Below are 25,209 nucleotides of genomic sequence, written 5' to 3' on the forward strand. Positions count from 1 at the left end.
TCCCCTTTTCATCAAGATAGGACAAAATTCCACGCTAAATTTATTAGCGTACCGGCCATTGACCCCCTCCTGACGTCCTGTGTCGTTTTCCCGGCGTGCCGCAATTCAAGATTGCGTGATAAGGGTGAGAGAAGGCAAACGTTTACCTTCAAGTTTTTCAGGAGTTTAGGATATGGTCTGGAGTGACATTTAATGGCAACAATTAAAGACGTAGCAAAACGCGCAAACGTTTCCACTACAACCGTATCACATGTAATTAACAAAACCCGCTTTGTGGCGGAAGAGACGCGCAACGCCGTCTGGGCGGCAATCAAAGAATTACACTATTCACCGAGTGCGGTGGCGCGCAGCCTCAAAGTTAATCACACCAAGTCCATTGGTTTGCTGGCTACCAGCAGTGAAGCGGCCTATTTTGCCGAGATCATTGAAGCGGTCGAGAAAAACTGCTTCCAGAAAGGCTATACCCTGATTCTGGGCAACGCGTGGAACAGCATTGAAAAACAGCGCGCTTATCTCTCCATGATGGCGCAAAAGCGTGTGGATGGCCTGCTGGTGATGTGTTCAGAGTATCCGGAGTCCGTGCTTTCCATGCTGGAAGAGTACCGCCATATCCCTATGGTGGTCATGGACTGGGGCGAAGCGCGTGCAGACTTCACCGACTCCGTCATCGATAACGCGTTTGAAGGCGGCTATATGGCAGGCCGTTATCTGATTGAACGCGGTCACCGTGAGATTGGTGTGATCCCGGGTCCACTGGAGCGCAACACCGGTGCCGGACGTCTGGCCGGGTTTATGAAAGCAATGGAAGAGGCGCTGATTACCGTGCCGGAAAACTGGATCGTGCAGGGTGACTTTGAACCGGAATCCGGTTACCGCGCGATGCAGCAGATTGTCTCCCAGTCGCATCGCCCGACAGCCGTTTTCTGTGGAGGTGACATTATGGCGATGGGTGCTCTCTGTGCCGCCGATGAACTGGGTTTGCGCGTGCCGCAGGACATTTCCGTGATCGGGTATGACAACGTGCGCAACGCGCGCTTCTTTACCCCGGCGCTGACCACCATCCACCAGCCAAAAGACTCGCTGGGTGAAACGGCCTTCAATATGCTGATGGACAGGATCGTCAACAAGCGTGAAGAGTCTCAGTCCATTGAAGTTCACCCGCGTCTTATCGAACGCCGTTCCGTTGCGGATGGTCCGTTCCGCGACTATCGTCGTTAATCTTTTACGGGGCCAGTTATACTGGCTCCCGTAGCCATTCCCGGTTAAGCGTCTCACTGTCTCCCAGGTAATCCAGAAGCCAGGCCATTGCGGGCGACACATCATTTTGTTGCCAGGTGAGGCAACAGGCCGCATCCGGAAAAGGATTTTCCAGCGTCAGTTCAACCCATTCACCGGTGTCGATTCGGGGCCGTGCAAAATGGCCAGGGACCATGGCAACGCACAGCCCGGCGCTGAGGCATGTTGCTGAGGATTCCCAGTCCGGCGCAACCACCCGTCGCTGGTTATCCAGCAGCCAGGTGATGCGTTTGGGCAACGAACGCGAGGTATCTTCCAGCACCAGCGAGGGCCAGTTACGGAGCGTTTCGTCGCTGAGCGGCCCGTCCAGGTCAGCCAGCGGATGATCGCTTGCCACCACACATTTCCAATTGAGCATGCCCATGTCGCGAAAGGCAAAGCGTCCCCCAACCGGGATCGCCTGCGTGGCACCGATCGCCATCTCTGCCCTGCCATCCGCCAGCGCATCCCAGACGCCGTTAAACACTTCCTGGGATACCCGCAATTCGACATCCGAGAAATGGCGATAGAAATCGACAATCATCTGCCGGGTACGTTCTGGTTTTACGATGTTATCCACGGCAATCGAAAGATGTCCTCGCCAGCCGTTAGCGATCTGCTGACACTGTTCGCGGGTGATCTGCATTTTTTTGATAACAGAACGCCCTTCTTTCAAAAACCATGCCCCGGCGGGCGTTAATTCCACATCACGGTGACGCCGTTCAAACAGCGGAACGGCCAGCCATTCCTCAAGCTGACGCACCGTATAGCTGATTGCCGAGGGGACGCGGTGCAACTCCTGCGCTGCACCGCTAAAGCTGCCGTTGCGCGCAACAGCATCGACCACTTCAAGAGAATAATCTGACCACATTTTCTGCCTGCAAAAATTTTGAATGCACTCGCCAAATATTAGCGTTTCACAAGCTGCTTTGCACTCCCTACACTCTGCGCAAACATAGACCTGCCTCCCTCAGGAGAAAAAAACAATGCAACCCAGGAAAGGATTTTTAGTCTGGCTCGGTGGTTTAAGCGTGCTGGGCTTTTTAGCCACTGATATGTACCTGCCCGCCTTCGCCGCAATGCAGGAAGATTTACAGACCCCGGCGGCAGCCATCAGCGCCAGCCTGAGCTTATTCCTCGCGGGCTTTGCCTTCGCGCAGCTGCTCTGGGGGCCGCTCTCTGACCGCTTTGGCCGTAAACCGGTGCTGTTGCTGGGGCTGGCTATCTTTGCCGTCGGCTGTCTGGGAATGTTATGGGTACGCGATGCAACCTGGCTGCTGGTGCTACGCTTCGTGCAGGCCGTTGGCGTCTGTGCTGCCGCGGTGACCTGGCAGGCGCTGGTAACCGACTACTATCCGGCCAACCGGACAAACCGCATTTTCGCCACCATTATGCCGCTGGTAGGGCTTTCGCCTGCCCTCGCCCCGCTGCTCGGGAGCTGGATCCTGGCGCATTTCGACTGGCAGGCCATTTTCGCTACGCTGTTTGCCATCACGCTGGTCCTGATGATCCCGGCATTCACACTCAAAGCGGCACATAAGAAAGAGACGCCTGCTGACACGACACCGGTGACCTTTACCTCTCTGCTGAGCACCAAAGCGTACCGCGGTAATGTCCTGATTTATGCCGCCTGCTCGGCGAGTTTCTTCGCGTGGCTGACCGGTTCGCCGTTCATTCTTCACGATATGGGTTACAGCCCGGCCGCCATCGGTCTGAGCTATGTCCCGCAGACCATCGCGTTTCTGGTCGGGGGCTATGGCTGTCGCGCGGCGCTGCAAAAATGGGAAGGTCAGCAGATGCTGCCCTGGCTGCTGGTGCTCTACGCGCTGAGCGTGATCGCCACCTGGGCTGTGGGCTTTATCCCGGGCGCCGGTCTGGCAGAAATTCTGATTCCATTCTGCGTGATGGCCGTGGCGAACGGTGCGATTTACCCTATCGTCGTAGCCCAGGCGTTACGTCCGTTCCCACAGGCAACAGGTCGTGCGGCCGCGCTTCAGAATACCCTGCAGCTGGGTCTGTGCTTCCTGGCAAGCCTGGTGGTCTCTGCGCTGATTGCCACGCCGCTCCTGACCACCACCAGCGTCATGCTGGTTACGGTTGCGCTGGCCCTTCTGGGATACCGTATGCAGTCTGCGGCACAACGTGAGCAGGATGACCGCGCAGAGGTGAAAACCTCGCATGCATAATCGCGCCAGAAATTATGTTAAATATCAGTGATTAGGTTGCTAAGAATTTTCTATTGAATCACCAAATTTTGAGGCCTATACTAAATTTGGTTCGATTAAATACGATAAATATTAAGTGTTAACGGGAGCCGGAGCGCTCCCGTTTTACCATGGAAGGCATTTCGGCAAGGGTTATCTCCCTTCCTCTGTTCTACGTCGGATACTAGCCTCACGGGGAAATACCGTGAGATTTCTCACAAACCATAAAAAGCGTCTACGCTGTTTGAAGGTTCTGATCACAGTAAGGTGATGGAGAAGCTATGAGTTCATCGTGTATAGAAGAAGTCAGCGTTCCGGACGATAACTGGTCCCGGATCGTCAGTGAACTGTTAGGTCGCGCAGGCATCACTATTAATGGATCTTCGCCATCCGATCCACAGGTTAAGCATCCCGACTTTTTTAAACGCGTATTGCGGGAGGGATCGTTAGGCCTGGGGGAAAGTTATATGGACGGCTGGTGGGAGTGTGAACGGCTGGATATGTTTTTCTCCAGCGTTTTACGCGCCGGTCTGGAAAACCAGCTCCCCCGCAATCTGAAAGATACATTACGTGTCGCCTCCGCCCGGCTGTTTAATCTGCAAAGCAAAAAACGGGCGTGGATCGTCGGCAAGGAGCATTACGACCTCGGTAATGACCTGTTCAGCCGCATGCTCGATCCTTTCATGCAATATTCCTGCGCCTACTGGAAAGAGGCCTCAACCCTTGAAGAAGCCCAGCAGGCTAAGCTGCGTCTGATTTGTGAAAAACTGCAGCTACAGCCGGGCATGCGTGTGCTGGATATCGGCTGTGGATGGGGTGGTCTGGCCTATTTTATGGCGAAGCATTATGGTGCCAGCGTGGTCGGTGTGACCATTTCAGCCGAACAGCAAAAAATGGCACGGGAGCGCTGCCAGGGCCTTGATGTGGATATTCGCCTTCAGGATTATCGCGACCTGAACGAGCAGTTTGATCGCATAGTCTCCGTCGGCATGTTCGAACACGTGGGGCCGAAAAACTATGACACCTACTTCAGCGTGGTGGACCGTAACTTGAAACCTGACGGCATCTTCCTGCTGCACACCATTGGTTCTAAGCGCACCGACAATAACGTCGATCCGTGGATCAACAAATACATCTTTCCGAATGGCTGTTTGCCGTCCGTTCGCCAGATTGCTAACGCCAGTGAACCTCATTTCATTATGGAAGACTGGCATAACTTTGGCGCGGATTATGACACCACGTTGATGGCATGGCATTCACGTTTCCAGGAAGCCTGGCCAGAAATTGCGGACAACTATTCTGAACGGTTTAAACGGATGTTCAGCTATTATCTCAATGCCTGCGCAGGCGCCTTTCGCGCGCGTGATATTCAACTTTGGCAGGTTGTTTTCAGCCGAGGGATAGAACACGGTTTGCGGGTCGCACGCTAAAAAAAACCCCGGATATCCGGGGTTCATTTTATTCTTCTTCTGCGGTCTTTATTATTGCGGCTTCTTTAGCCGCCAACAGCCGCTCAACGGTATCCACAACCGCCTGAGTCTGCGGATCGATTTCGATATTAACCCGATGCCCCAGTTTTTTCGCTCCCAGGGTTGTACGCTGGAGAGTTTCAGGAATTAAATGCACGCAGAAACGGGTCGGCGTCACTTCCCCAACCGTCAGGCTAATCCCATCAATACCAATAAATCCTTTATACAGGATGTATTTCATTAATGAAGGATCCTGCACTTTAAACCAGATTTGACGGTTATTTTCCGAGGTAACAATCTTCGCCACTTCCGCGGTGGTCATAATATGGCCTGACATCAGATGGCCGCCAATCTCATCGCTGAACCTGGCCGCACGCTCTACGTTTACGGTATCCCCCACCACCAGCTCGCCCAGGTTGGTGATGCGCAGCGTCTCTTTCATTAAATCAAAGCTAATCTGGTTACCGTTAATTTCGGTTACCGTCAGGCAACAGCCGTTATGTGCAATCGAGGCGCCAGTTTCAATGCCATCAAGCATATATTCCGGAAGCTCAACCACATGAGTTCGGAAATTAGGTTTTTCATCAATGGACACCACTTTGGCGGTGCCCTGCACAATACCAGTAAACATGCTTACAACTCCTGTTTTTTCCGGACGGTGGTGACACCGTTTAATCCCACCACAATAACAGTTGGAAAAACAGGTTGCCAGCGGAGCGCATTTTGTGGCGATTTTTTCACTAGATAAATAGCTAAACCCCGCTACAATAGCTGGCACCCCCCTGCATTTTCTTCTTGCTGCCAGTTACGGCGGCCTTTTTAGTCTCTCAAATAACTAGAATATAAAGGTGTTCACGTGCAGAAGTACATGAATGAAGCGCGCCAGTTATTGGCACTGGCTATACCAGTGATCATCGCGCAAGTGGCCCAGACCGCAATGGGATTTGTGGATACGGTAATGGCGGGTGGCTACAGCGCCACCGATATGGCCGCCGTGGCAATAGGCACCTCGATCTGGCTTCCGGCCATCCTGTTTGGCCACGGCCTGCTGCTCGCCCTCACCCCGGTTATCGCTCAGCTAAATGGCTCAGGGCGACGTGAACGTATTGCCCATCAGGTTCGACAGGGGTTCTGGCTGGCAGGGTTTGTCTCCGTGCTGATAATGGTTGTGCTGTGGAATGCCGGTCATATCATCCGCGCCATGCATAATATTGACCCGGCTCTGGCTGACAAAGCCGTCGGCTACCTGCGGGCCCTGCTGTGGGGTGCGCCTGGCTATCTGTTCTTCCAGGTCGCGCGTAACCAGTGTGAAGGTCTGGCGAAAACCAAGCCCGGAATGGTGATGGGCTTTATCGGCTTGCTGGTGAATATTCCGGTGAACTACATCTTCATCTATGGTCACTTCGGTATGCCGGAGCTCGGCGGCGTCGGCTGCGGCGTGGCGACGGCTGCCGTCTATTGGGTGATGTTCTTCAGTATGATCTCTTATGTGAAACGTGCCCGTTCAATGCGCGATATCCGCAATGAACGTTCGTTCAGCACGCCGGACTGGAACATCATGACGCGTCTGGTGCAGTTAGGCCTGCCGATTGCACTGGCGCTGTTCTTTGAAGTGACGCTGTTTGCCGTGGTCGCCCTGCTGGTTTCTCCGCTCGGCATTGTGAACGTAGCCGGTCACCAGATTGCGCTGAACTTCAGTTCCCTGATGTTCGTATTGCCGATGTCGCTGGCCGCAGCGGTGACCATTCGCGTGGGCTTTCGTCTGGGGCAAGGTTCGACGCTGGATGCGCAAACGGCGGCCCGCACAGGGCTTGGCGTCGGTGTCTGTATGGCCATCTGTACGGCACTGTTTACCATCACGCTGCGTGAGCAAATTGCCCTGCTTTACAACGATAACCCGGAAGTGGTGGCCCTGGCCTCCCACCTGATGCTGCTAGCCGCGGTGTACCAGATCTCCGACTCCATACAGGTGATTGGCAGCGGCGTACTGCGTGGGTATAAAGATACGCGTTCGATCTTCTTTATCACCTTCATCGCTTACTGGGTGCTGGGTCTGCCGTGTGGTTATATCCTGGCGCTTACCGACCTGGTGGTTGACCGCATGGGGCCGGCAGGATTCTGGATGGGCTTTATCATCGGCTTAACCTCTGCGGCAATTATGATGATGCTGCGCATGCGCTTCCTGCAACGCCAGTCATCCTCGGTAATATTGCAACGCGCTGCACGTTAAATACGCAGTAGCCGCCAGCTGGCGGCTACTTTCTCTTCACTTTGCGCGGTAATAAAGCAATCGCGTGAAATCAGAGAGAAAAATGCATTTTCCCTCTTGCCTCAACGATGCTGTGCCGCTAATATTCGTCCCCGTTGTCACCGACAACACGTTGCGTTCATAGCTCAGTTGGTTAGAGCACCACCTTGACATGGTGGGGGTCGTTGGTTCGAGTCCAATTGAACGCACCATTCTGCGTCCGTAGCTCAGTTGGTTAGAGCACCACCTTGACATGGTGGGGGTCGGTGGTTCGAGTCCACTCGGACGCACCATTTCAGTCCTGAAATGGTGCAAATCCTCTTCTTAATGCCTGATTTTTCTTAATACCCCAATTTCATCATTATTCTCCTGCTACGCTTTTCTTATGGAAAAAAAACAGGAAGACTGTCGATGAAGAAAATCGCCATTATCGGCTCCGGCCCTACAGGGATTTACACCTTTTATTCTCTTCTTAAGAACGCGTCGCCGCTCTCTGTCTCCGTTTTTGAACAGGCAGACGAAGCTGGCGTGGGAATGCCCTACAACGACGACGATAACTCTCGCCTGATGCTGGCCAACATTGCCAGCATTGAAATCCCGCCCCTTTTTATGACCTACCTCGACTGGCTTAAGCGCCAGAGTGAAGCCCATCTGGCGCGCTTTAAGGTTGATAAAGCCACCTTGCATGACAGACAGTTTTTGCCCCGTATTCTGCTGGGCGAGTATTTTCGCGACAGTTTCCAGACGATAGTCCAGGAAGCTAAGAGGCGGGGATTTCAGGTTGAGATCCACACGTCTGCCACCGTCACCGATGTTGCCCCGTCCTCCTCCGGCGTGACGCTTTCGGTCAATGACACGCCGTTTCCGGAACGATTCGATCTCGCCGTGATCGCCACCGGGCATGTCTGGCCAGAAGAAGAGGAAGCCACTCGCGCGTATTTCCCAAGCCCGTGGTCAGGGTTGATGGATGCCCGCATCCGCCCCTGCCGCGTCGGTATTATGGGAACATCCTTAAGCGGGCTGGACGCGGCGATGGCCGTGGTCATGCAGCACGGTGAGTTTCGCGACGGCACATTCCTCCTCGATAAAGGAAGTGAAGCGTTAAAAATTGTACTCATGTCCAGGTCCGGGATTCTGCCAGAGGCCGATTTTTACTGCCCTATTCCGTACGAACCGCTGTCGGTATTAACCGAATCGGTACTCGAAGCCGAAATCGCCAAAGGATCAGACGGTCTGCTTGACCGCATTTTCGCCCTGATGGTGAAAGAGCTTGAACTCGCCGACCCCGCCTGGTGTGAGAAAATATCGCTGCGCATGCAGACGGCGGACAGCCTTCGCGAAGCGTGGTTTGAGGATCGAAAACAGCACGGTCCGTTTACCTGGGCTGAAGAGAACCTGATTGAAGTCGAGCGGAACAAACGTGACCGGCGCACGGTGGCCTGGCGCTACACCGTGCTTCGGCTGCATGAAGTGGTTCAGGAGATGGTTCCTCATCTTACCGAGGAGGACGCTGAACGCTTTAAAAACGGGCTGGCGCGCGTCTTTATCGACAACTATGCCGCCATTCCCCCGCAGTCGATTCGCAGGCTTCTCGCGCTTCGTGAGGCCGGCATCATTAGCGTTGTGGCGCTGGGTGATGATTACACGCTGGATATTGGCAGCGCGCAGACGGTCATCGCCACAAAAGAAACGACCTACCGTTTCGACGTCTTTATTGATGCCCGCGGGCAAAAGCCGCTTAAAACAAAAGATCTGCCCTTCCCGACGCTGCGCAAGCAGCTACAGGCGACGGGCGATGAGATCCCGGATATTGGCGAGGATTACACGTTAAAAGCGCCGGAAACGCTTCGCGGACGCATTGCATTTGGCGCAATCCCGTGGCTGATGCACGATCGCCCTTTTGTTCAGGGACTGGCGGAATGTGCAGAGATAGCAGAGGCGATGGCAAAAGCCGCAGAGAAAACCGCATCGGGTTCAAGACGGAAATTACCGTACAGTGATGACTGACAGGGCATCCGTGCCCTGCAACGCGGGATTACTCGAAGTAAACCTGCGGGTTATCGGATAAAGAGACGAAGGTTTTCGTCTCTTTATCCAGTGCAAGAATTTTGCCGCTTTCAATGTCATACACCCAGCCGTGAAGGCGGATGGCGTTGTTGCGCAGGCCCACCGCCACTGACGGGTGAGTCTTAATGTTGCTCAGCTGCGCAAACACGTTTTCCTGCACCATCGCATTCACTTTATCGATTGGCTTATCCCAGGTTTTCTTCTCAACCACCGCTTTTGCCGCATCGGAATAGCGTAACCAGTGAGAAACCGCCGGCATAGGTTCGAGGTCCGCATTGTCGGCAATGGCTTTCATCGCCCCACAGTTGGAGTGGCCGCAGATAACAATATCGGTCACGCCCAGCGCGACAACCGCGTATTCAATCGTTGCGGAGACACCGCCTGGCTCAGGGCCGAACGGTGGCACGATGTTGCCAGCATTACGAATGACAAAGAGTTGTCCTGGCTCTTGCTGAGTGACCAGTTCTGGGACCAGACGGCTGTCAGAGCATGAGATGAACAGCGCTTTGGGATTCTGGCTGGACGCTAAACTGCGGAAGAGCTCTTTACGTTGCGGGAAAATCTCTTTTTGAAAGCTGAGAAAACCTTCAATGATATGTTGCATAGCAATTTCTCTTTTATCTGTTTTAGTTTAGGTATGATCGGGATCACACAAGTAAAGTTTACCCACCGGACTTTACTTCAGACAAGCAATATATTTCTGGCCCGACCGCTGCACAATCTCATCCGCATTCGCCAGGATATTTTGCCCTTCAAAAGCGCCGTACAGGCGAGCGAATTTTTTCCCCACCAGCCGCCCGGTCACGTCTTCGACGCTGCGGGCGGGCAACGGCAGCATATTCGGATAGCTCCACATAAACGAGACAGCATCTTTGCCCGGCGTGACCTGTAGAATATCGCCTGCCAGTAAGACACCATCACCCTCCTGCCAGTGCAGCACCGTTCCGCCAGCGAAATGTCCTCCGAGGCGTAATAACGTTACCGCGGGGAAAATGTCCAGCGTATCGCCCTGCCAGAAGTGGAGCATCGGGCTGTCGCGCATAACCCACTCGCGATCGTTCGCGTGCAGGTAAACCGGCGCATCGAAAGCCCCGGCCCACTCCTGCATTGTGGTGTAGTAGTGAGGATGTGAAATCGCGATCGCGCTGATGCCGCCGAGCGCCGTGATGATGGTTCTGGTTGCCGGGTCGAGATTCGCAATGCAATCCCAAAGGATATTGCCGTGGGGGGTACGCAGAAGCAGCGCGCGCTGGTTGATGGCAAAAGCGGGCACCGTTTTGATACTGAGCAGCTGCGGCTCCAGCTGCTGCCATTTATTGCTGTGTGTGGCCGTCACCGTCGCAAAATCACTCCACGCCTGGCCGCTGGCCGGAACATACTGGCGTTCATCCTCGCACACAGGGCATCGCGCCGGCGTTGCGTCATAAGAGGTACCGCAGGTTTTACACAGTGTAATCATGAGCTCTCCTCAGCGATAAAGCACTGAGTATGGCAGGGATTATCGTTATGTGCTGCGCGGTACATTGCCGGCTCTTTTTGCCCTATACTGTGCCAGTATCAAAAACCGAACAAAGCAGGTGCCATATGGAAATTGATCTCGAAAACTTGGTCTTTAACGGGCTGGATGAAGCTGAAGAGCGTAACGCGGAACGTCTCGACGACGCTGATAAAAAAGCGCAGTCGATTATCGCCGATGACGACTGCGGTGATGCCTGCAAGATCTGATGATAAAGCACCGGAAAACCCGGTGCTTTTTTATATTATTTCTTCAGCCCGTCAATCGCCGCCTGCGCGCACGCTTCATCCAGATGACCACCCGGCGCACCGCCGATCCCTATTGCGCCGATCACCTCATCCCCCTCTTTCACCGGCAGACCACCGGCCAGCAGCAGGAAGCCCGGAATATCACGCATGTTTTGTGCGCCGGCATTGCTCTGCGCGGCTTCCATAACCTTGCCTGACGCATTTTTTGCACTCAGCGCGGTATAGGCTTTCATTTCGCTGGCTTTTACCGTGTGGGGCCCGGCATTGTCGGTACGCTGCACCGCTTTGACCACACCGGCGCGGTCCACCACGGTGACCGTCACCTGGTAGTTTTTCGCTACGCAGGCCTGAATGGCGGAGGTCGCCAGCGCGTTGGCCTGCGCCAGGGAGAGATTTTTCTGGTTCAATGCGTCGGCCTGTGCCGTCAGGCTTACGCTACCGGCGACAAGCGCGGCTGCCATCATTACTTTTTTCATCGCACGTCCTCGAATGATTGAATACCGTTCGATCGTACTCAGACGCGCGATGAAGCGTAATTCGGTTGATTACGCAATTATCCTGGTAGTTATACGGATTGTAATTTGTCGTAATCGCGGATTGCCTGCACCAGGCTGGTCACGCCAAGCTTGGCGAACGCCGCGGCCCGGTGCGCTTCAACCGTTCTGGGCGAGAGGTTCAACTGCAGGGCCACCTCTTTATTGCTGCGTCCTTCCATCAGCACCGCCAGCACCTCGTGCTCACGCGCCGTCAGTTGTTCGAAACGCGCTTTAATCCGCGACGTTTCCTGCCAGCGGGTCAGTCGTCTCTGGCTCTCTTCGAAGGCGAGCCCTACCGTTTCAATGAGCTTATCGGCATCCAGCGGCTTGGTGAAAAACTCAAAGACGCCATTGCGAAAGGCGCGGCGGCAGGCATCAACGGTGCCGTGTCCGGTCATGACGATAACCGGCAGCAGCGGCCAGGGCCATTTGCCCTCCTCCAGCCAGGTCAGCCCGCCTTTTCCCGGCATGCGCATATCCAGCAGCAGACAGCCGACGAGCGCCGCGCGCCCACCGTGCGCTGACGTAAACGCGTCCACGCTTTCAAACCCATTGACCTGCCAGCCCATTCCCGAGAGTAAGAAGGCCAGCGACTCACGGATGGATTCATCGTCATCAATCAGCCAGACTGTGTTATCCACGTGTATTTACCTCTCCACTCGCCAGTTGTAACCGGACCTGCGCCCCGCCCTGGGGCGCATTGCCCAGCGTAATTGATCCATTCATGCGCGTCATCAACGACTCCGTTAACGTCATTCCCAGCCCTATTCCCTCCGTCCGCCCGCTGTAAAACGGCATAAAGGCGTTCTGCAAGGCCTCCGGGCTAAAGCCAGGTCCGCCATCGGTGAGGGTGATATAAATCCAGTTTTCCCGTTTCTCGCTGGTTATTTTCACCCACCCTTGCGCGCACTCTTGCTGGGCCTGAATGGCATTACTGAGCAGATTATGCAGCACCTGTTCAAGCCAGAGTCGGTCTGCCAGAACCCGCGTGGCACCTGCCGCGAACGCATGGCTCACCGCGATATGCTCAGAGCGGCGTTCATGTTCCAGGAGATCGACCACCTGCTGCCAGCACGGTTTCAGGTCGATATCGCGCAAGGTGACTTTTTCCTGAACCACATGTTCGCGAAAGCGGGTTAAGAGCGCGCTGATACGCTGGGTTTGTACCAGCGCGGCAGCCAGCGCCTGCGATACGGCCTGCGGATTCGCCTGCTGTTGCTGGCGCTGAGCACCCTGGATCCAGGTCTGAACGGCAGTCAGCGGCTGGTTTATCTCATGCACGATCCCAGCGGTGATCTCTCCCAGGGTGTTGAGCCTTGCATGCTGGTAATAGTGTGCGCGCTGTTCGGCGTGCTGGCGCTGCCGCCGTTGCCAGAGCAGCAGGCTGGCCGCGGCGATAAGCACCGCCCAGCCGAAGAACAGGAACGGATATACCCACCAGGAGACGGCCAGCCAGTGCGGCTTTGCCGTGGCCATAAGGGTAAAAGGTTGTGTGGGTTGCGTGAAGGTCCGCTGCCAGTGCCAGAAAGCCCCGGCAGGGGGCGCGTTATCTGCGTCATTGAAGCGAATGGCAAGTGCATCAAAGGTATGTTGGGTGCTGAGCAGCGGCGCAAGATCGATAAGTACGCGGATCTGACGCCAGGGATTATACAGCCAGTACTGACAATCGCGGGTCGATTCCACACGGGCAGCGTTCAGCGCACGGCCTGAAGTTTTCTCAAGGGCGAGGATGTGCGGGAATTTTTTGCGCAGGGCCGCGAGGTCTTCCTCACCGTTGAGTAACGGCAAAACAGATTCATTTTGCGTCAGTACGGCGCTAAGGGTGGAATAGCGTGTCGAAAACTCACGATCGCGTTCCCAGAACTGGCGGCGGATCTGTTCGGCATAAAGCAAAACGCCGCTGATGAGGCACGCCAGCAGCCAGACAATAACCGTGCGCCTGAAAAGAGTGTTATTCATTCCGTTAACGGGTCAGGAGATTCATCCTGCCGACATTAGCAGTTAACCGTTGTCAGAACAAAATTTCGCACAGCTCATTCCAGTACATTTCGCGCGTGCGGCGCAGTTCAGCGTGACGTTTTATCATGGAACCACTCCGGATCAATGTTGGCAACGTCTACGCCATACAGGCTGGCGACAGGCAGTACGGACTCAAGAACACGTTGCGCGCTGTTCTCCGCATTCGCTGGTCGGGTCGCAAAAAACCGCCGTAACGTGTTTATCCACTTTTTCATCGTCTTTCCCCCTTTCGCTTCACTTGCCCTAAGTTAAACACCCAACACCCGCGCAGGGGAAATACCAAAATCCACTGTCGATGTGCAGGATTTGCAAATAGCCTTCCATTCTTTTACTCACCATTAACACCTTGTTCACTAATGCTTTTTTGCTAATAGCAAAGAACGATTTCTTATTTGGCGAGAGCTTTCGCTTATGGGAGCGTAACGGGGTAAAACAAAAACAACGGGATGAACAATCACTATGGCAGCAAACACGAAAGGGTTTAAAAAAAGGACACTGGTGCTGGGCTTACTGGCGGCAGGCGGTCTGTTCTCGATGCAGGTGCAGGCCGATAAACTGGCGGATATTAAAGCCGCAGGCGTGGTCAAAGTTGCCACCTTTGATGCCAATCCACCGTTTGGCTCCATCGATGCAAAGACCCATGAGATTGTCGGCTACGACGTCGATTTCGCCAGAGCGCTTGCCAGTGCACTTGGCGTGAAGCTTGAACTGGTCGCCACCAACCCGGCTAACCGCATTCCCCTCCTGCAGTCCGGTAAGGCGGATTTGATTGTGGCAGATATCACCATTACCCCGGAACGGGCGCAGGTAGTTGATTTCTCCCTTCCCTATTTCGTGACCGGCCAGCAGTTCCTGGTACCGGTAAAAGCTGCCGATACGCTTGAGGCCTATAGCCGGGCGCGCATTGGCGCGGTAAAAGGCACAACGGGTGAGCAGGCGCTGCACCAGCGTTTCCCGCACGCCCGCGTGCTCTCTTATGACGATATTCCGCTGGCGCTGACGGCCCTGCGCAACGGTAACGTGCAGGCTATCACTCAGGACAGTACGATTCTGGCCGGTCTGCTGGCGCAGGCGGCGGACAAGGCGAACTTCAAAATCCTGCCCGATCTGCTCAGCAAAGAAGAGATTGGCGTGGGGGTAAAAAAAGGCGAAACCGCACTGCTGAAAGCCGTCAACGACGAGCTTGTTAACCTTGAGAAGAACGGTCAGGCGGCAAAAATCTATGACGTCTGGTTCGGTCCGGATACCCCCTCCCCACAGCCTCGTGCCTTTAAAATAGAAGCTCAGTAATATGCTCTCAGCGCTTTTTTCACACTCCGCGGCCGGTGCCGCGGATTTTTCACATCTGGAACACGCCAGCGTCGAGTTTCGCGATGTGCAGAAACATTACGGTAACCATCAGGTCTTAAAGGGCATTAACCTCACCATCACGCCAGGTGAAGTGGTGGCCATTCTCGGGCCTTCGGGTTCCGGTAAATCTACCCTGATCCGGCTTATCAATCAGCTTGAAACCCTGAGCGGTGGCGAGATCCTGATCGATAACAAACCCACCGGACGGCTCTCCGGTACCGCGCTGCGTCAGTTGCGCAGCCGCGTCGGGTTTGTGTTTCAGCAGTTCAATCTTTACGCCCACCTCACCGCCAGTCAAAACATCACTCTGGCGCTGGAGCATGTTCACGGCTGGAAGGCCCAGCCAGCTCAGGCGCGGGCGCTGGCACTGCTGGAAAAAGTGGGGATGCTGGAAAAAGCACACCATTTTCCTGCCGAACTTTCCGGCGGTCAGCAACAGCGCGTGGCGATTGCCCGCGCGCTGGCCTCTTCACCGCAAATCATTTTGTTCGATGAGCCGACCTCCGCGCTTGACCCGGAGATGATTGGCGAAGTGCTGTTCGTGATGAAGGCGCTTGCGCACAGCGGGATCACCATGATTGTGGTGACGCATGAGATGCAATTTGCCCGGGAAATTGCCGACCGGATTGTGTTTATCGACGCCGGGCACGTTCTTGAAACCGCGCCACCGGAGCAATTTTTCAGGCAACCGTCGCACCCACGCGCTCAGCGATTCCTGCAAAAAGTCCTGAACCCGCTGCATCAGGAGCATCTCTAATGCCCGCACTTGACTGGCAGGGCGTGCTGACCGGACAGCCCCTGCAGTGGATCGTATCCGGATTTCTCACCACCTTGTGGGTGACGCTCGCGGGGATGCTGCTGGCAACCCTGCTCACGCTGCTTTTTCTGCTTCTGCGCCTGACGGGTGGACGTGTCGGGAACGCGGTCGTCAGTAGCTGGGTGTCGCTGTTTCGCAATACGCCGCTGCTGGTGCAACTGCTGTTCTGGTATTTCGCCGCCTGGAACGGGTTACCGCAGGCGTTCCGGGATGCCGTGAATGCGGATCACCGCTGGTCCGTTTTACCCGGTGACGTCTGGTGGTTTACCCCTGAGTTTTTATGCTCTGCATGGGGGTTAGGCGTATTCACCTCGGCTTTCTTGATTGAGGAAGTGGCATCGGGACTACGTTCAGTCCCTGCCGGGCAACGGGAAGCGGCGCTCGCACAGGGATTTTCCGCGTGGCGCTTGTTTCGTTACATCCTTCTGCCGCAAGGGCTGGCCAACGCCTGGCAACCCGTTGTCGGGCAGTATCTCAATCTGATGAAACTCTCATCGCTCGCCAGCGGCATTGGCTTTGCCGAACTGACCTATCAGGTGAGACAGATTGAAAGCTACAACGCCCATGCGCTGGAGGCGTTTACCGTCGGCACCGTCCTGTACCTGCTTACCGGTATGCTGATGGGGGCGGTGCTGGTGCGCCTCGGCCCAATCTCAGGGAGGGGAAACCATGCTTGCCGGACTTAATGTCATTACCGATAACCTGGATTACCTGCTCTGGGGACGTGCAGCAGTCGGTGAGCCTGGCGGGGTCTTGCTCTCGTTGCTGATGGCGCTGGGCGCGGCGGCTCTCGCCCTGCCCGGTGGAATTGCTCTCGCGTGCCTGGCCTGGCGTTTTACGGGGCTTGTGCGCAAGGCGCTCTTTGTATGGGCGGAGTTAATTCGCGGGATCCCGTTAATCTTTGTGATTTTCTGGATGTGGTATCTGCTGCCGCTCATCACCGGCGGCGATCTCCCGGGGGCGCTCACCGTCACGCTGGCCCTGGCCTGGTTTACCACGGCTTCGGTTATGCATTCAGTACTGGCCGGACTCAGCGCCTTACCGTCAGGGCAGTACGAGGCCGCCCTGTCTCAGGGTTTCAGTACCCGGCAAACGCTGTCGCGCGTGCTGCTGCCGCAGGCGCTGCGCAATATTCTGCCGTCACTGGTGGGGATTTTTATCAGCCTGCTGAAGGATACGTCGCTGGCGTTTATTGTGAATGTCCCTGAGCTCACCACGGTGGCCGGCCAGGTGAACAACCGGGTGCAAATTTACCCGGCGGCCATTTTTATCTTTACGGGTGTGGTCTATTACCTGCTCTGCTGCTCCCTTGAGCAGCTTGCGAAACGCTGGCGCTTCAACCGGCCAGCGCTTTGACCACGGTTTCCATCGCCTGGGTGGTTAACTCGCTACGTTTTACGCGCTGGTTCGCCAGCGCCGTACGCAGCACCCCCGCAATGACAATATGCTTCGGCTCCTGCCCCAAATCACGCATCTCCAGAACGACCTTCCCGACCACCCGACACATCTCCTGATACAGCGCTTCGTCTTTGGTCACATTACCCATCGTCATCACTCCATTGCCCTAAACTCTCAGCTTAAATGATTCATCGCCCGGATACAAAAAAGAAGCCCGGCGAGAGTCCCGCCGGGCTTCATTCGTAAAATCAATAAATTAGTTGTTTACCGGGATCACTGCGCCTTTGTATTTGGTGCGGATCCAGTCCTGAATCGCTTTGGAGTGCAGAACGTTCACCAGCGCGACGATATCTTTCTTCTTCTCGTCACCACGATGCACGGTAATGATGTTGGCATACGGGTTATTTTCACCACTCTCTACCGCAATCGGGTCATGTACAGGATCAAGGCCCGCATCAATCGCGTAGTTGGCGTTAATCACGACCGCGTCACCTTCGTCGTTGTTGTACATCTGTGGCAGCAGAGAGGCTTCCACGTTAGGCGTGAACTGCAGTTTTTTCGGGTTTTCCACGATATCGCTGATACGCGCGGTCACTTTGTCGATGCCCGGCTTCAGTTTGATCACCCCCTCTTTTTCGAAGATAGAGAGAATACGGCCCTCTTCAGATACAGCATCACGCATGATGATTTTGCCGCCCTGCGGCAGATCTTTCAGGGATTTGTATTTTTTGGAGTAGATCCCGATTGGCTCGATGTGGATCGCGCCCGCGCTGACAAAATCATAATCCTTATCACCGGCGTGATCTTTCAGCACGCTGTTCAGGTAAGGAATATGCTGGAAATAGTTAGCGTCAATATCATGACCCGCCAGCGCGGTGTTGGGCAGAATGTAGTCCTGGAAAGGTTTGATCTCCAGATCGATACCCTGCTTCGCCAGGATAGGCTTCGCCTGCTCCAGAATTTCGGCGTGCGGCGTGTTGGATGCCCCCACGGTCAGGGTATCAGCCCAGGTGGCAAAGCTCAGGGCGCTCAGGGTTGCTGCGGCGATCAGTGTCAGTGTTTTTTTCATGATGATGGTTCCTGTGTGTTATTAGAGATTATCGTTTATCTAACAGTGAGGTCAGGACGTCGCCGCAGAACTGGATAATGAAAACGATGATCAGAATGGTCACCGTCGCCACCAGCGTGACGTCGCCATGGTTGCGCTGGAATCCTTCCAGATAAGCCAGATTTCCCAAACCGCCTGCGCCAATCACCCCCGCCATGGCGCTGTAACTCACCAGCGCAATCAGCGTTACCGTAATACCTGATACCAGTGCAGGGGATGACTCCGGCAGTAAAACCCGAAACACCAGGGTGCTCAGTCGTGCGCCCATTGAGCGCGTGGCCTCAATAACCCCCTTGTCCACTTCACGCAGGGCAATTTCGACCAGGCGTGCGTAGAACGGTGCCGCACCGACAATCAGAGCCGGCAGCGCCGCGTTTGCGCCAAGAATGGTGCCGACAAGGGTTTTCGTGAACGGGATCAACAGCACAATCAGAATGATGAACGGGATAGAACGAAACACGTTCACCACAATTGAAATCACGCTGTAGACCGCGCGGTTGTGGAACAACCCGCCGCGCGCGGTTAAAAACAGCGCCAGGCCAAGGACGATCCCAAGAACAAAGGTTGCCACGCCGGAAAGCGCAGTCATGTACAGCGTTTCCAGCGTCGCCGCCCAGAGTTGCTCCCACTTCAGATGAGGAAAAAGCGTCTCAGCCATGTTTAATTACCTCGCCTTCAATATCGCTGTGCTTCAGGTCGGCGAGGATATTGCTCAGTTGTTCATCCGATGCCACGACGTGTACCCAGAGTTGCCCAAATACGCCGTGGGCCGTTTGGGTCATTTTTCCGTGCAGAATGTTAAACGGCAGGCCGTAGCGCAGAGTCAGCTCGCCCACGATCGGCTTATGGGTGCTGTGGCCCGTAAAGGTCAACCTGATGACGCTACCTTCAAGGTCCGCTGCCAGCTCCGTATTAAACGTCTCTTCCTCGGCATACTGGCTCACCTGGCGGACAAACTGCTGAGTGATAGGCTGCTGCGGACGGGTAAAGACGCTCAGCACCTCCCCCTCCTCCACCACTTTGCCGTTCTCCATCACCGCCACGCGGTCGCAAATTTTGCGCACCACGTGCATCTCGTGCGTGATCAGCACAATGGTCAGCCTGAAGCGGCGGTTAATGTCCAGCAGCAGATCGAGGATTTGATCGGTGGTCTGCGGATCGAGGGCTGACGTGGCTTCATCGCAAAGCAATACGTCGGGGTTATTGGCCAATGCACGTGCAATCCCCACACGCTGTTTTTGCCCGCCACTCAGCTGCGAGGGATAGGCGTTCTCGCGTCCCTTCAGCCCAACGAGATCGACCAGTTCGGCCACGCGGGCCTTAATGTTGGCTTTTGGCACACCGGCGATTTGCATTGAGAACGCGATATTCTCACTCACCGTGCGCGACCAAAGCAGATTGAAGTGCTGGAAGACCATGCTGATCTTCAGACGCGCCTGGCGCAGTGCTTCGCCCTTTGCGGCAGAAATGTCCTGTCCGTTGATGGTCACACTGCCGCGAGTGGGTTTTTCCAGTCCATTCAGCAAACGAATAAGAGTACTTTTACCCGCGCCGCTGTAACCGATAATGCCGTATATCTGCCCCTGCTCTATCGTCAAATTGACGTTATCAACGGCAGTGAGTGCAACCTTCCCGTTGTCAAAAACCTTCGAAATATTGCTGAGTACAATCATTCTTATGTGTAATCCGTCCCGCGCATGGCGGTTTAGCAGTATGGATGTCCAAATGATAGTAAACAGGCGTTATCACCTTTTAAATGAACAAAAAGGAATTTGTTATAACTTGCAGGAATAAATAGCGATTTTCGTACCGGCAGGCATTTAGACCAATTTCAGAAATGATTATCTGGCATGTGCATATCAGTGGTTCATCACCTGATGAAAACGGTTAATTTTTCAGCATTTTTGACTGATATAGCCATCCTCACATCCAGAGCACTTTACGTCTTGCTATCCCTCCATCCAAAAACGGCATTTATATTCTTTTCTGTTCTAAAACGGAGTGAAGGATTCTTTAAGGGGTTAATTTCCCCGCCCTATCATCCTGTCATGACCTCCTGAAAGGAAAACACCATGACGATTTACCACTCCGTCACCGAACTGATTGGCCACACCCCGCTTATCCAGCTGCATAAGCTTGATACCGCTCTCTGCTCGTTGTTTCTGAAGCTGGAAAACCAGAACCCGGGCGGTTCGATTAAAGACCGCGTTGCACTGTCGATGATTAACGAAGCGGAGCGCAACGGTCAGCTGCAGCCAGGCGGTACCATCATTGAGGCGACGGCGGGAAATACCGGTCTTGGCCTGGCCTTGATCGCCGCGCAGAAAGGCTATTCGCTGATCCTGGTGGTGCCAGACAAAATGAGCCGCGAGAAGATTTTCCACCTGCGGGCACTGGGGGCTCAGGTGGTACTGACCCGCTCCGATGTCAATAAGGGCCACCCTGCCTACTATCAGGATTACGCGCAACGTCTGGCGAATGAACTGCCGGGGGCGTATTACATCGATCAGTTTAATAACGAAGCCAACCCGCTGGCGCACCGCACCACCACCGCGCCTGAATTGTATGAACAGCTTGACGGTAAGATTGACGCCATCGTCGTCGGCGTGGGGTCTGGCGGGACGCTGGGTGGGCTACAGGCGTGGTTCGCTGAGCACTCACCGCAGACTGAATTTGTACTGGCCGACCCGGCCGGTTCGGTCCTGGCCGATCAGGTAGAAACGGGACGCTATCAGGATGCGGGTTCGTGGCTGGTTGAGGGGATTGGTGAAGACTTTATTCCTCCGCTGGCACACATCGAAGGGGTGAATCGTGCCTGGCGCATCACCGATCGCGAAGCTTTCACCACCGCCCGCGAGCTGCTGAAAACGGAAGGCATCCTGGCAGGCTCCTCCAGCGGCACCCTGCTGGCGGCTGCGCTGAAATATTGCCAGGCCCAGACCACCCCGAAACGGGTTGTGACCTTCGCCTGCGACAGTGGCAACAAATATCTCTCAAAGATGTTCAACGATGACTGGATGCGCCAGCAGGGTTTGATCTCCCGGCCGCAGGCTGGAGATCTCTCCGACTATATTGCCCTGCGCCACGATGAAGGCGCAACCGTCACCGCCGCGCCGGATGACACCCTCTCCACCGTACTGGCGCGGATGCGTTTGTATGACATCTCCCAGCTGCCGGTCCTGGAGAACGGTCAGGTCGTGGGCATCATCGACGAGTGGGATCTTCTGCGCCATATCGGTGGCGATGGCGACCGCTTCTCGCTTCCCGTGACCGCGGCAATGACCCGTCAGGTGGAGTTCCTCGATAAAAACGCCCCGGAAAGCGCCCTGAACGCCATTTTCGATCGCGGTCTGGTGGCGGTCATTAATGACAATGACCGCTTCCTGGGCCTGATTACGCGCAGCGATGTTCTTACCGCCTGGCGCAACCGTCTTCAGCAATAAAGGAATACATGATGAAAAATCTGGCAACCCTGAGCGTACACAGCGGTGAGTTTAACGATCGGCATGGCGCGGTCATGCCCCCGATTTACGCCACCTCCACGTTTGCGCAACCGTCACCCGGCGAGCACACCGGCTATGAATATTCGCGCAGCGGCAACCCGACCCGCCATGCGCTGGAAACCGCCATCGCCGAACTGGAAGGCGGGACCCGCGGCTATGCCTTCGCTTCCGGCCTCGCCGCCATCTCTACCGTGCTTGAACTGCTGGATAAAGACAGCCATATCGTCGCCATTGACGATGTCTACGGCGGGACCTGGCGCCTGATTGAAAACGTGCGCAAACGTAGCACCGGCCTGCAGGTGAGCTGGGTCAAGCCGGACGATTTGGCCGGTCTTGAAGCCGCCATTCGGCCGGATACGCGGATGGTATGGGTTGAAACGCCAACCAATCCGTTGCTTAAACTGGCGGATCTGGCGGCTATCGCCGACATCGCCCGTCGTCATCACGTCATCAGCGTGGCCGATAATACCTTCGCGTCGCCCATCATCCATCGCCCGCTGGAAACGGGTTTCGACATCGTCGTGCACTCTGCCACCAAATACCTGAATGGTCACTCGGACGTGGTCGCCGGACTGGCGGTTGTGGGAAATAACGCCGCGCTGGCGGACAAGCTTGCCTACCTGCAGAACGCGGTCGGCGGTGTACTGGATCCGTTTAGCAGCTTCCTGACGCTGCGTGGTATTCGTACGCTGTCGCTGCGGGTAGAAAAGCACAGCACCAACGCGCTGGCCATTGCGCAATGGCTGGAGCAACAGCCGCAGGTCGAAAAGGTATTTTATCCGGGGCTGGAATCACACCCGCAATATTCGCTTGCCCGCACGCAGATGGCGCTGCCGGGCGGCATGATTTCTCTGGTGGTGAAAGGCGATGCGCAACGGGCCACAGAGGTGATCCGCGCACTGAAATTATTCACCCTTGCCGAAAGCCTGGGTGGCGTGGAAAGTCTGGTCAGCCAGCCTTACAGCATGACTCACGCTTCGATTCCGCTTGAGCAGCGGCTGGCCAACGGCATCGTACCGCAGCTGATTCGCCTGTCCGTGGGCATTGAAGATGCCAAAGACCTGATTGCCGACCTCAGCCAGGCGCTGAAAAACTAAGCAAAACGCGGCAGGTCACGCACCTGCCGCGATAAGATGTCATCTAACCTTAACGCCTTGATAACAATCTCATGTGGATCTGCACAGATTATTTTTGAAACGCTGTTTTCATTTTCCTTTTATCTTAAAATCAGCGTATAATGCGCGCCTAATCCCTGGTGAATGGTTTCAGCGCTTGGAATACAAAAAACAACGTACAACTACTCCTCTCCTTCGTTGGGCTGTCACTCAGGCACACTTTCTTCTGCACGCTCATTTGATGTCTCCTATCCTTAGTGCGTGTCATATACTCTTTTGCAACACAGGTTTGACTCCGCGGCGGTGCGCCCCCGGAGCGAGATTTCCATATCCTTCCCAACTTAAAGACTAAGACTGTCATGAAAAAGACGAAAATTGTTTGTACTATCGGCCCGAAAACCGAATCTGAAGAGATGCTGAGCAAAATGCTGGACGCCGGCATGAACGTTATGCGTCTGAACTTCTCCCACGGTGACTATGCTGAACACGGTCAGCGTATCCAGAACTTGCGCAACGTGATGAGCAAGACCGGTAAAAAAGCAGCCATCCTGCTGGATACCAAAGGTCCAGAAATCCGCACCATCAAACTGGAAGGCGGTAACGACGTCTCTCTGAAAGCCGGCCAGACCTTCACCTTCACCACTGACAAGACTGTTGTCGGTAACAACGAAATCGTTGCGGTCACCTATGAAGGTTTCACCAGCGACCTGTCCGTTGGCAACACCGTGCTGGTAGACGATGGCCTGATCGGCATGGAAGTGACCGCCATCGAAGGTAACAAGGTTATCTGTAAAGTGCTGAACAACGGCGACCTGGGTGAAAACAAAGGCGTTAACCTGCCAGGCGTTTCCATCGCGCTGCCAGCCCTGGCTGAAAAAGACAAACAAGACCTGATCTTCGGTTGCGAGCAAGGCGTCGACTTCGTTGCGGCATCCTTCATCCGTAAACGTTCCGACGTGGTTGAAATCCGTGAGCACCTGAAAGCGCACGGCGGCGAGAAGATCCAGATCATCTCCAAAATCGAAAACCAGGAAGGCCTGAACAACTTCGACGAAATCCTCGAAGCATCAGACGGCATCATGGTTGCACGTGGTGACCTGGGTGTTGAAATCCCGGTTGAAGAAGTTATCTTCGCGCAGAAGATGATGATCGAGAAGTGTGTTCGCGCGCGTAAAGTGGTTATCACCGCAACGCAGATGCTGGATTCCATGATCAAAAACCCACGCCCAACCCGCGCAGAAGCTGGCGACGTGGCTAACGCCATCCTTGACGGTACCGATGCAGTAATGCTGTCCGGCGAATCCGCGAAAGGTAAATACCCGCTGGAAGCCGTTGGCATTATGGCGACCATTTGCGAACGTACTGACCGCGTGATGACCAGCCGTCTGGACTTCAACAACGACAGCCGCAAACTGCGTATTACCGAAGCAGTCTGCCGCGGTGCGGTAGAAACCGCTGAGAAACTGGAAGCGCCTCTGATTGTGGTTGCCACCCAGGGCGGTAAATCTGCTCGCGCAGTCCGTAAATACTTCCCGGACGCGACGATCCTGGCGCTGACCACTAACGAAACCACTGCCCGTCAGCTGGTGCTGAGCAAAGGCGTGGTTGCGCATCTGGTGAAAGAAATCGCGTCTACTGACGATTTCTACATTCAGGGTAAAGCGCTGGCGCTGGAAAGCGGCCTGGCACAGAAAGGCGACGTTGTGGTCATGGTTTCTGGTGCGCTGGTACCAAGCGGAACCACCAACACAGCATCTGTTCACGTGCTGTAATAATTCCCGAACGAATTAATTTTCATAAAAAGCGTCCTCCGGGACGCTTTTTTTATTTCATGCATTAGCCAAAGTCATTCAAAAAGCAAATCGGGTTTCTCTATTTAATTGCGAATTATCTAAGATGAATCCGATGAAAAATGCCTTTTTTTACAGAGCTTTTTGCCAAAAAAGGGCCGATTCGATGCTTCTTTGAGCGAACGATCAAAAATAGGCGTATTCCCATCAAAAAAATATTCTCAACCTAAAAAACTTTGTGTAATACTTGTAACGCTACATGGAGATTAACTCAATCTAGAGGGTATTAATAATGAATCGTACTAAACTGGTACTGGGCGCGGTAATCCTGGGTTCTACTCTGCTGGCTGGTTGCTCCAGCAACGCTAAAATCGATCAGCTGTCTTCTGACGTTCAGACTCTGAACGCTAAAGTTGACCAGCTGAGCAACGACGTGAACGCAATGCGTTCCGACGTTCAGGCTGCTAAAGACGACGCAGCTCGCGCTAACCAGCGTCTGGACAACCAGGCTACTAAATACCGTAAGTAATAGTACCTGTTAATAAA

Annotated in this window: 26 protein-coding genes and 2 tRNA genes; 16 read left to right on the top strand and 12 right to left on the bottom strand. The window is 54.7% G+C overall.

Features of this window, described 5'->3' with window-relative positions; translation table 11 throughout:
• The first annotated feature begins 192 nt into the window (after positions 1 to 192).
• Complete coding sequence (gene purR, locus AB6731_RS06335; RefSeq protein ID WP_014169769.1) at positions 193 to 1,218, top strand: HTH-type transcriptional repressor PurR; 1,026 nt, start codon at positions 193 to 195, stop codon at positions 1,216 to 1,218.
• 16 nt (positions 1,219 to 1,234) lie between these two features.
• Here purR and punR read toward each other — a convergent pair whose 3' ends face one another.
• Positions 1,235 to 2,146, bottom strand: coding sequence for a DNA-binding transcriptional activator PunR (gene punR, locus AB6731_RS06340; protein WP_014169768.1), 912 nt, complete (start codon positions 2,144 to 2,146; stop codon positions 1,235 to 1,237).
• Positions 2,147 to 2,261: 115 nt separating this feature from the next.
• Between punR and punC the strand changes: the two genes are divergently transcribed.
• Both punC and cfa read left to right on the top strand, forming a co-directional pair.
• Positions 2,262 to 3,461 (top strand): purine nucleoside transporter PunC, encoded by a 1,200-nt coding sequence (gene punC / locus AB6731_RS06345; RefSeq protein ID WP_014169767.1) that lies wholly within the window; start codon positions 2,262 to 2,264, stop codon positions 3,459 to 3,461.
• 299 nt (positions 3,462 to 3,760) lie between these two features.
• Positions 3,761 to 4,909 carry a cyclopropane fatty acyl phospholipid synthase gene (cfa, locus tag AB6731_RS06350; protein ID WP_014169766.1) on the top strand — a complete coding sequence of 383 codons (1,149 nt, stop codon included), beginning with the start codon at positions 3,761 to 3,763 and terminating at the stop codon, positions 4,907 to 4,909.
• A gap of 28 nt (positions 4,910 to 4,937) precedes the next feature.
• On the opposite strand, the gene AB6731_RS06355 is transcribed toward cfa, so the two are convergent.
• Positions 4,938 to 5,579: a riboflavin synthase gene (locus tag AB6731_RS06355; RefSeq protein ID WP_020884345.1), complete on the bottom strand. Its 642-nt coding sequence runs from the start codon at positions 5,577 to 5,579 to the stop codon at positions 4,938 to 4,940.
• Between the two features lie 225 nt (positions 5,580 to 5,804).
• On the opposite strand from AB6731_RS06355, the gene mdtK reads away from it, so the two are divergent.
• From mdtK to AB6731_RS06375, 4 genes are all read left to right on the top strand, one after another.
• Positions 5,805 to 7,178, top strand: a complete 1,374-nt coding sequence (mdtK, locus tag AB6731_RS06360; protein ID WP_014169764.1) for an MdtK family multidrug efflux MATE transporter — start codon at positions 5,805 to 5,807, stop codon at positions 7,176 to 7,178.
• Positions 7,179 to 7,331: 153 nt separating this feature from the next.
• A tRNA-Val gene (locus AB6731_RS06365) sits at positions 7,332 to 7,408 on the top strand.
• 4 nt (positions 7,409 to 7,412) lie between these two features.
• Positions 7,413 to 7,489, top strand: a tRNA-Val gene (locus AB6731_RS06370).
• A 118-nt stretch (positions 7,490 to 7,607) separates the two neighbouring features.
• The gene (locus AB6731_RS06375; protein WP_371006058.1) at positions 7,608 to 9,203 is read left to right on the top strand and encodes an FAD-NAD(P)-binding protein; all 1,596 of its coding nucleotides are present in this window, start codon (positions 7,608 to 7,610) and stop codon (positions 9,201 to 9,203) included.
• Positions 9,204 to 9,231: 28 nt separating this feature from the next.
• On the opposite strand, the gene AB6731_RS06380 is transcribed toward AB6731_RS06375, so the two are convergent.
• Positions 9,232 to 9,867, bottom strand: coding sequence for a carbonic anhydrase (locus AB6731_RS06380; RefSeq protein ID WP_014169762.1), 636 nt, complete (start codon positions 9,865 to 9,867; stop codon positions 9,232 to 9,234).
• 72 nt (positions 9,868 to 9,939) lie between these two features.
• Positions 9,940 to 10,722, bottom strand: a complete 783-nt coding sequence (locus AB6731_RS06385) for an MBL fold metallo-hydrolase (protein ID WP_025204360.1) — start codon at positions 10,720 to 10,722, stop codon at positions 9,940 to 9,942.
• Positions 10,723 to 10,847: 125 nt separating this feature from the next.
• On the opposite strand from AB6731_RS06385, the gene AB6731_RS06390 reads away from it, so the two are divergent.
• A complete protein-coding gene (locus AB6731_RS06390; protein ID WP_020884349.1) occupies positions 10,848 to 10,988 on the top strand; it encodes a hypothetical protein in 141 nt (46 codons plus the stop codon).
• Positions 10,989 to 11,023: 35 nt separating this feature from the next.
• Here AB6731_RS06390 and AB6731_RS06395 read toward each other — a convergent pair whose 3' ends face one another.
• The 4 genes from AB6731_RS06395 to AB6731_RS06410 form a co-directional block, all read right to left on the bottom strand.
• Positions 11,024 to 11,503, bottom strand: coding sequence for a heme-binding protein (locus AB6731_RS06395; RefSeq protein ID WP_020884350.1), 480 nt, complete (start codon positions 11,501 to 11,503; stop codon positions 11,024 to 11,026).
• An 89-nt stretch (positions 11,504 to 11,592) separates the two neighbouring features.
• A complete protein-coding gene (locus AB6731_RS06400) occupies positions 11,593 to 12,204 on the bottom strand; it encodes a response regulator transcription factor (protein WP_014169758.1) in 612 nt (203 codons plus the stop codon).
• The gene (locus AB6731_RS06405; RefSeq protein WP_163304236.1) at positions 12,197 to 13,522 is read right to left on the bottom strand and encodes a sensor histidine kinase; all 1,326 of its coding nucleotides are present in this window, start codon (positions 13,520 to 13,522) and stop codon (positions 12,197 to 12,199) included. The genes AB6731_RS06400 and AB6731_RS06405 overlap by 8 nt, the downstream gene beginning before the upstream one ends.
• A gap of 107 nt (positions 13,523 to 13,629) precedes the next feature.
• Positions 13,630 to 13,797: a hypothetical protein gene (locus AB6731_RS06410; protein ID WP_014169756.1), complete on the bottom strand. Its 168-nt coding sequence runs from the start codon at positions 13,795 to 13,797 to the stop codon at positions 13,630 to 13,632.
• Between the two features lie 244 nt (positions 13,798 to 14,041).
• Here AB6731_RS06410 and AB6731_RS06415 point away from each other — a divergent pair, with 244 nt between their 5' ends.
• Genes AB6731_RS06415 through AB6731_RS06430 form a run of 4 tightly spaced genes read left to right on the top strand, consistent with a single transcriptional unit; the run spans position 14,042 to position 17,105 of the window.
• Positions 14,042 to 14,872 (top strand): ABC transporter substrate-binding protein, encoded by an 831-nt coding sequence (locus AB6731_RS06415; RefSeq protein WP_371006059.1) that lies wholly within the window; start codon positions 14,042 to 14,044, stop codon positions 14,870 to 14,872.
• A 1-nt stretch (position 14,873) separates the two neighbouring features.
• Positions 14,874 to 15,689 carry an amino acid ABC transporter ATP-binding protein gene (locus AB6731_RS06420; protein ID WP_014169754.1) on the top strand — a complete coding sequence of 272 codons (816 nt, stop codon included), beginning with the start codon at positions 14,874 to 14,876 and terminating at the stop codon, positions 15,687 to 15,689.
• Entirely contained in the window at positions 15,689 to 16,435 is a 747-nt protein-coding gene (locus tag AB6731_RS06425) for an amino acid ABC transporter permease (RefSeq protein ID WP_108648409.1), read from the top strand. Before AB6731_RS06420 ends, AB6731_RS06425 begins: the two co-directional genes overlap by 1 nt.
• Complete coding sequence (locus tag AB6731_RS06430; protein WP_040017293.1) at positions 16,419 to 17,105, top strand: amino acid ABC transporter permease; 687 nt, start codon at positions 16,419 to 16,421, stop codon at positions 17,103 to 17,105. The genes AB6731_RS06425 and AB6731_RS06430 overlap by 17 nt, the downstream gene beginning before the upstream one ends.
• Here AB6731_RS06430 and fumD read toward each other — a convergent pair.
• From fumD to AB6731_RS06450, 4 genes are all read right to left on the bottom strand, one after another.
• Entirely contained in the window at positions 17,086 to 17,295 is a 210-nt protein-coding gene (fumD, locus tag AB6731_RS06435) for a fumarate hydratase FumD (protein ID WP_014831602.1), read from the bottom strand. The genes AB6731_RS06430 and fumD overlap by 20 nt on opposite strands.
• 108 nt (positions 17,296 to 17,403) lie before the next feature.
• Positions 17,404 to 18,216, bottom strand: coding sequence for a MetQ/NlpA family ABC transporter substrate-binding protein (locus tag AB6731_RS06440; protein WP_014169750.1), 813 nt, complete (start codon positions 18,214 to 18,216; stop codon positions 17,404 to 17,406).
• A gap of 28 nt (positions 18,217 to 18,244) precedes the next feature.
• Positions 18,245 to 18,913, bottom strand: coding sequence for a methionine ABC transporter permease (locus AB6731_RS06445; protein ID WP_025204366.1), 669 nt, complete (start codon positions 18,911 to 18,913; stop codon positions 18,245 to 18,247).
• Positions 18,906 to 19,928, bottom strand: coding sequence for a methionine ABC transporter ATP-binding protein (locus AB6731_RS06450; RefSeq protein WP_020884357.1), 1,023 nt, complete (start codon positions 19,926 to 19,928; stop codon positions 18,906 to 18,908). The genes AB6731_RS06445 and AB6731_RS06450 overlap by 8 nt, the downstream gene beginning before the upstream one ends.
• 399 nt (positions 19,929 to 20,327) lie before the next feature.
• On the opposite strand from AB6731_RS06450, the gene AB6731_RS06455 reads away from it, so the two are divergent.
• The 4 genes from AB6731_RS06455 (at position 20,328) to lpp (ending at position 25,192) form a co-directional block, all read left to right on the top strand.
• Complete coding sequence (locus tag AB6731_RS06455) at positions 20,328 to 21,698, top strand: pyridoxal-phosphate dependent enzyme (RefSeq protein WP_063435084.1); 1,371 nt, start codon at positions 20,328 to 20,330, stop codon at positions 21,696 to 21,698.
• An 11-nt stretch (positions 21,699 to 21,709) separates the two neighbouring features.
• Positions 21,710 to 22,855 carry a PLP-dependent aspartate aminotransferase family protein gene (locus AB6731_RS06460; RefSeq protein ID WP_049022368.1) on the top strand — a complete coding sequence of 382 codons (1,146 nt, stop codon included), beginning with the start codon at positions 21,710 to 21,712 and terminating at the stop codon, positions 22,853 to 22,855.
• A 377-nt stretch (positions 22,856 to 23,232) separates the two neighbouring features.
• Entirely contained in the window at positions 23,233 to 24,645 is a 1,413-nt protein-coding gene (pykF, locus tag AB6731_RS06465; RefSeq protein WP_014169744.1) for a pyruvate kinase PykF, read from the top strand.
• Between the two features lie 310 nt (positions 24,646 to 24,955).
• Positions 24,956 to 25,192, top strand: coding sequence for a murein lipoprotein Lpp (gene lpp, locus AB6731_RS06470; protein WP_001082307.1), 237 nt, complete (start codon positions 24,956 to 24,958; stop codon positions 25,190 to 25,192).
• The last annotated feature ends 17 nt before the right edge of the window (positions 25,193 to 25,209 follow it).

The organism is Enterobacter sp. RCC_40 (genome assembly GCF_041360735.1).
GTDB lineage: Bacteria > Pseudomonadota > Gammaproteobacteria > Enterobacterales > Enterobacteriaceae > Enterobacter > Enterobacter ludwigii.